Annotated in this window: 7 protein-coding genes; 1 reads left to right on the top strand and 6 read right to left on the bottom strand. The window is 27.8% G+C overall.

Annotated features, from left to right (window positions below):
- Window positions 1-351 precede the first annotated feature (351 nt).
- A complete protein-coding gene (locus tag FWJ34_RS17205) occupies window positions 352-975 on the top strand; it encodes a tetratricopeptide repeat protein (RefSeq protein ID WP_308256572.1) in 624 nt (207 codons plus the stop codon).
- Window positions 976-1,000: 25 nt separating this feature from the next.
- On the opposite strand, the gene FWJ34_RS17200 is transcribed toward FWJ34_RS17205, so the two are convergent.
- The 6 genes from FWJ34_RS17200 to FWJ34_RS17175 all read right to left on the bottom strand — a co-directional run.
- Window positions 1,001-2,251: a HAMP domain-containing sensor histidine kinase gene (locus FWJ34_RS17200; RefSeq protein ID WP_308256571.1), complete on the bottom strand. Its 1,251-nt coding sequence runs from the start codon at window positions 2,249-2,251 to the stop codon at window positions 1,001-1,003.
- 50 nt (window positions 2,252-2,301) lie between these two features.
- Window positions 2,302-3,075, bottom strand: a complete 774-nt coding sequence (locus FWJ34_RS17195) for an ABC transporter permease (protein WP_308256570.1) — start codon at window positions 3,073-3,075, stop codon at window positions 2,302-2,304.
- A 199-nt stretch (window positions 3,076-3,274) separates the two neighbouring features.
- On the bottom strand, window positions 3,275-4,225 hold the full coding sequence (locus FWJ34_RS17190; RefSeq protein WP_308256569.1) for a pentapeptide repeat-containing protein: 951 nt from the start codon (window positions 4,223-4,225) through the stop codon (window positions 3,275-3,277).
- Between the two features lie 424 nt (window positions 4,226-4,649).
- Complete coding sequence (locus FWJ34_RS17185) at window positions 4,650-5,813, bottom strand: ATP-binding protein (RefSeq protein WP_308256568.1); 1,164 nt, start codon at window positions 5,811-5,813, stop codon at window positions 4,650-4,652.
- A gap of 18 nt (window positions 5,814-5,831) precedes the next feature.
- On the bottom strand, window positions 5,832-6,269 hold the full coding sequence (locus tag FWJ34_RS17180; protein ID WP_308256567.1) for a response regulator: 438 nt from the start codon (window positions 6,267-6,269) through the stop codon (window positions 5,832-5,834).
- A gap of 18 nt (window positions 6,270-6,287) precedes the next feature.
- Window positions 6,288-6,555: ATP-binding protein (locus FWJ34_RS17175; protein ID WP_308256566.1), on the bottom strand; the 268-nt coding region annotated here is incomplete at its 5' end.

Raw genomic sequence — 6,555 nt, 5'->3', positions numbered from 1 at the left:
CTTAAATCTATTTCTTTCATTTGTTTATTCTCCTTGCACACCAAATAAGTAATAACTATAAATTTGTTTTCATGATATACTGATTTTTGTAAATCATACCAGTATTTTTATTTTTATTCTCTATCAATTAATAATTAATTCTCAAAAAGATTTTTTAGATCATTTTTAGATTATCAATTTTATTTGTGTTTGATTGATAAGTAATCATAAAAACTAACACTAAGGAAAGCCCAGACTTAACATATATTATATATATTCGCTGATTTTTGGATTTTATTCTGAGATTTTTAATCTTAATCTATACTGAGAAGATGATCAATATATTTTTTGCTATTCTTAAATATAAACTTCATGATCGATACAATTGTTTTAGAGACAGATTTAAGTAAATGTAATCAACGATTAAGAATATCTCCTTTTGATCCGAGAATATATATTTATCGAGGAATGATATACTTTAAACTAGGGCGACTCCTTGATTCTCTTCAAGATTTTAATAAAGCTGAAGAGTTAAACCCTCAACTAACTCCTTATTTATGGGCAAGAGGTATTACTTATTATTATCTAAATAAATATAGTAAAGGTGCTCGACAATTTGAATTAGATTTAAGTGTTAATTCTCTGGATGTTGAAGAAACTCTTTGGCACTATCTTTGTATCGCCCAATTAGAAAATTCTTTGTCAGCAAGGGAATGTTTATTGCCTGTCAAGTATGATTTACCTTTATTCATGAGTCAAATCTATCATCTTTTTGCGGGAAATTTTTCCATTGAAAGTCTTTTAAATACTGTTAAGACTACCAATATTCGAGATTTATTTTATTTTAATCTTTATCTTGGTTTATATTATGAAGCTGAAAAAGAGCCAAAATATTCTATTTTTTATATAAATAAGGCCATTGATTGTAAAATAGATGATTATATGTGGTATCTTGCTTGTGTTCATCGACAGTTAAGATTAAAAAATGAAACGTAATTTATGAAAAAAATACAATTTTAATTCATGCTTCAAGCGGCAAAGATAATGTAAAACAACTACCTTGATTTTCTACTGAAATAAGGGTAATATCTCCCCCATGAAGTCGGGCTAATTCACGAGAGATAACCAAGCCTAACCCTGTGCCTCTATGCTTACGATGAAGAGGTGTATTTAATTGGGAAAAAGCCTTAAATAATTTCTGTTGGTATTCTTTTTTGATGCCAATTCCTGTATCTATTACACTAAAGTTTAAATAATTATTTTCTTTTTTCACATCTAATGTAATTGAACCATTTTCTGTAAACTTAACAGCATTCGATAATAAATTGACTAACACTTGTTTAATACGACGTTGATCTACATAACAATATTCTACCTCTGAATTGATCTTTAATTTTAACTCTAAACCTTGCTCTTGTGCTTTTGTTTTGATTAAAGCTAATGATGATTCACATAATTCATTGACTAAAATTTTTTCAAGAAATAAATCCTCTTTTTTTGCTTCAATTTTCGAGATGTCTAACAAGTCACTAACTAAGTCTAATAAATATTTTCCTGATTGATGAATAGCATCTACATATTGAGCTTGTTTTGGGTTTAATTCTCCATACAATTGTTGTTGCAACATTTTAGCAAATCCTATCACAGCAGCAATCGGTGTTCTCAATTCATGATTCATATGAGATAAATATTTGCTTTGATTTTCTTTGCTTTCTAATAGTTTTTTTGCTTCTTTTTCGACTTCTTTTTCTTTAATTTCTAAGGATTGTTGATAAAGATATATTGATAGATAATTACTTAATAAGTGAATAATGTAATCCTGATAATTTTTCTGAAGATTAAAACTATCTATTTCTATTAATAAATTGCCTAATATTTTACTTTTAAAATTTAAAGTAATTTTGTATAAAAAGTTTATTTGTTTTCCATTAACTTCATTACAATAATCAAGATTATTCACTTTATTATCTTGACGTTTCCACAATATATGACTATTTATACTTGTTTTCTGAAATTGATTAATATTATTCACAATAGATAAATATTGTTTAATATCCGTATTAATACTGTTACTATAAACAACCTTGATATTTTCGTAATCATCTTCATAATTATTAAAAACAACAAAGTTTTTTACCTCCACATATTGAGATAATATTTCATAGCAACATTGACTAAAATGATGAACATTCTCAGAATTTTCTAGCAAAGAAAATAAATAATTATGGATTTCTTGATCATTAATTTTGTGTAAAATAAAGTTGTCTTGCATATTTTTTACATTTTATTTAGGCTAATCCATCAAAAGCCATCAAAAAAGTTTTAGAATTGTCGGCGAGAGAAGATGGTAATGGTAATAGTTAATAATAAAATAATATACAAAAGTGCATAAATTACACTACTAATTAATTCTACTGTATTGGGCAAAATATTGTAAACTGCTTCATTTTTTAAGTTTAATCTTTCTAAATCTGGCAAAATTAAAAATAGAGTTTTTGTTATTTTCTCAATACTGGGATTTCCCGTAATTTTACCTAATTCTAACAGATCTCTACTTAAGTGACCCATTACAAATACTCCAAAACTCAAAAGTGTTGCTAAAACAGAACTGGTAAAAACACCAAAAGTCATGGCGATCGCCGTTAATAATGCTAATTCTAATAAAACATAAGCTAGAGCAATTAATAAACTTTGTAGAGGGTAGTTTATTCCTAGCAAACTCATTAAGACAAAATAAGTTACCGTCATGATAGCAATTAATGCCACTAGCACTCCACATAACCCTAAATGTTTTCCGATGATAAATTCTGTGGTGGTAAGGGGTTTTGGAATTAAAATTAGAACAGTTCTTTTTTCAATTTCTTTATTAATTAATCCAGTCCCCACAAATATAGCAACAATTGCACCTAATAAATTGATTCCACCTATCCCTAAATCTAAAAATATTTTTTCATCGGCATTGACAGCAATAGGCGGTAAAATACGAGATGCTAAGACCAGTAACAGGATAAAAAATCCAATTACATATAAAATTCGATCCCTAATTACTTCTCTAAAACCATTAGTTGCGATCGCCAAAATTCGAGTAAGGTTCATTGTTGTTTTGGATACCAATTCAGTTTACTGAATAGTATTTTAACAAATCACTGGTAATTAGCTATTCTTTCCGTTTCTAATAAGCTAGTTTACATCTAAGTTGCGCCTTTAAGGTAGGGAAAAGGGAAGATTGGATTTGGGAAAAGGTAAACGTTTGAGTCATTTTTTATCAACTTAAATGCTTTCCTAGCTTATCTGATTATGCTGCTAGAGGTAAATGTATTTGATAAGGAGATAATGACAAGTCAGATTTGATTAATTCACGAAAATTATGAATAACAAAAGAACAACGATTAAAATATTCTTCTAACCATTGACGATACCATTTAAGTTTGAAGTCGTCAATATCACTAGATTTTGAACCAAGATAAACAATATTACCATAATTATCGGCTTGAAACTGTTTTAACCATTCGTTTTCTGGCTTAGAAGAATGTAAGTATTTTACTACTAAAGTTACTCCTAAATATTTTTGGCTACATTTACTAATATAGTTGATGGCTTTTAAGACATCTTCTATGGTAAATTGGCTTAATTCAACAAAAATCATACCCATCATTTGAGGACTAAATTTATTATCAAAGATGGTATTTTGATTATATTGTGCCTCACGAAAATAGGTTTTATAAAAAATAGCGCCCGTTAAACAACTACCGATCAAATTTGATTCATTAAGGTATGCTTCTGTTAAATTCACCTTCGTTAGAAAAGCATTTTGAAATGTTACCTTCTTTAAATTAGCATGGGATAAATCAGAATTATTTAAGGAGGCTTGAGTAAAATTAGCACCACTCAAATAAGCCTTTTTTAAATTGACATTGTTAAGATGTGCCTGACGAAAATTAGTTTGTCTGCCATGAATGCCTGAAAGGTTGGCTTGATTCAATTTACTATAACTTAAATCACTATCATCTAAAATTGCACCCGTTAAAATTGCACCCGCTAAATTTGCACCTTTTAAATTACATTTACTGAGATTAGCATTAGTTAAATCAGCATTTTCTAAATTAGCAAAACTCAAGTCACTATTTTTTAAATTTACTTGTGCTAAATTAATACCTGTTAAATTTGCTTTGGAGAAATTATGACTATTAAAATTCCTTTCTCCTAAAAGATAACGTTGATTGATTTCTTTAATTAAGTCATTCATCGACTTGCACCTCGACCATTCAATAGTTTTTTATTTCTTGTTTATCAATTTAAGCAAAGAATGTGAAGATTTTGTGGAGAGAACTAACTGGGTAATAATTTGTTACAATTATTGTGTTTAAAATCCGTTTTTTTTTCAATTGTGATCAAGATAACAGTTTTAAATAAATTGTAATAAAATTTTAAATTATTAAAAACTTGATCATATTCCCTAAACTTAAATTAACTTTACTTAACGTTTGTTATTAACAATGAAATTCATTCTATAGGTAACATTTTGGGATTTTGAGCAATTTAAAACCTCGGCAAAAAAATTGACGAGGAAATCAAGAGAAATTATTAGATAAATTAAACTTAGAAATTATAAAAACACTACCTATGGCGTTAGTCATTTCTAAATTTTTCGGCAACGGAAATGCCACAAATCAAATAGAATTGCTATAATCATTCTCATTTTCTATGCACCGAGTAATGGGGATAGTAAAATAAAAAGTTGAGCCTTGATTTAAACAAGATTCTACCCAAATTTTACCACCATTATTTTCAATAATTTTTTTGCAAGTAGCTAAACCAATACCAATACCATCATATTGTTTATCTGTATTAATTCTTTCCAAGATTTTAAATATTCTTTGATGATCTTCTGATTTAATACCAATACCATTGTCTTTAATACTGAATAACCATTCTCCTTTTTCTTCCTTTACCGATATACTAATTTTTGGCTGACAATTATCAGGAATATATTTAATGGCGTTACTAATTAAATTTTGAAATAGTTGAGTTAATTGGGTTTGATTATAAAAGACAGTAACAGGATGTTGATTATCTTCTATTTCTATACTAATAACGGCTTGGGCTTCTTGTATTTGTTGCTTTAACAATCCTAAGACGTTTTTTATTACCTCAACACAATCCAGTATATCTTTCTCTTCATGATCGTGGTCAATTTTTGCATAAGATAAAAGAGTATCAATTAATTGATTCATGGTATTGCTAGAATCAGAAATAAACTGTAATAGCTGAAAAGATTTTTCCCCTAAATTATCTTTGTCTAAATATAAAATTAATTGACTACTAGCTAAAATAGTTTGTAACGGTTGCTTTAAATCATGGGAAACAATATAAGCATAATTTTCTAATTCCCGATTAGATACTGACAATTTTTGATTAAGAATGTTAATTTCTTTGAGTTTTTGTTTTCTTTCTATAGCGTATCGTATTGCTCGTTGTAAATTATCTAAATTAATCTCACCTTTTACTAAATAATCTTGAGCGCCTTCTCTTACTGATGTTATGGCAATTTCTTCATCATCTAACCCTGTTAAAATCAAAATAGGAATATCATTACTATGGGCATAAATCGTCTTCACTGTATCCAGATTTTGACTATCAGGTAAGGATAAATCTAATAAAATAACATCAAAAGTCGTATTTTGTAAATTAATGATTGCTTCTCGGCAAGTTGAAACATGAGTTAAATCTACCTGAAGAGTTTGTAACTTTTGAAATTGCTTTTTAATGATAATTATATCAGGCAAATTATCCTCTACCAAGAGAATATGAAGATAAGTTAAAGAGGACAACATATCACAAGATTAATAGTATTAATAGTTTAAAGGATAACGAGCTAATTTGACCCAAAAATGATCAATTGCTTCCATACAATCATAAAATCCTTGTAAATCTATAGGTTTAGTTAAATAAGAATTGGCATGGCAGTTATAACATTCTAAAATGTCTTCATTATTTTCAGATGTACTTAAAATAATTACAGGTATTCTTTTATATCTAATATCCAATTTTATTTCTTTTAACACTTCTAAGCCATTTTTACGAGGTAAATTTAAGTCTAATAATATCAAATCAGGACGAGGTTTTTGTTCATAACCTTCTTCTTGATGTAAAAAATTGATTGCTTCAATACCGTCTTTTACTACATGAAGATTTGTAAAAGTCTTCATTTTATTAAAAGTATTTTTCATCAAAATCACATCAGCGAAGGAATCTTCTACTAATAAAATTTCTACTGCGTGTAAACACATTGATTCTGTTAAGTAATTTTAAGATATTTTAAGTAAAGTAAAGTAAAATTTTGCTCCTTTTCCTATCTCTGATTCTACCCAAATTTTACCTCCATGACGAGTCACAATTTTTTCACATAAAGCTAAACCAATACCAGTACCTTCATACTCACAACTATTATATAATCTTTGAAAAACAATAAAAATTTTTTGTTGAAATTCTAACGGAATACCTATACCATTATCTTCAACACAAAATAACCATTCATTTTCTAATGATTCTACCGTTATATTAATTATTATAGAC

Origin of the sequence: Geminocystis sp. GBBB08 (assembly GCF_016743215.1) — a bacterium.
GTDB lineage: Bacteria > Cyanobacteriota > Cyanobacteriia > Cyanobacteriales > Cyanobacteriaceae > Geminocystis.
Note: the sequence above shows the minus strand (reverse complement) of the source record. Positions and strands in the feature narration are given on the sequence as shown.

Coding starts and splice junctions, on each gene's coding strand:
- FWJ34_RS17205 (WP_308256572.1), top strand. CDS start 352: ATGATCGATACAATTGTTTTAGAGACAGATTTAAGTAAATGTAATCAA.
- FWJ34_RS17200 (WP_308256571.1), bottom strand. CDS start 2,251: ATGCAAGACAACTTTATTTTACACAAAATTAATGATCAAGAAATCCAT.
- FWJ34_RS17195 (WP_308256570.1), bottom strand. CDS start 3,075: ATGAACCTTACTCGAATTTTGGCGATCGCAACTAATGGTTTTAGAGAA.
- FWJ34_RS17190 (WP_308256569.1), bottom strand. CDS start 4,225: ATGAATGACTTAATTAAAGAAATCAATCAACGTTATCTTTTAGGAGAA.
- FWJ34_RS17185 (WP_308256568.1), bottom strand. CDS start 5,813: ATGTTGTCCTCTTTAACTTATCTTCATATTCTCTTGGTAGAGGATAAT.
- FWJ34_RS17180 (WP_308256567.1), bottom strand. CDS start 6,269: ATGTGTTTACACGCAGTAGAAATTTTATTAGTAGAAGATTCCTTCGCT.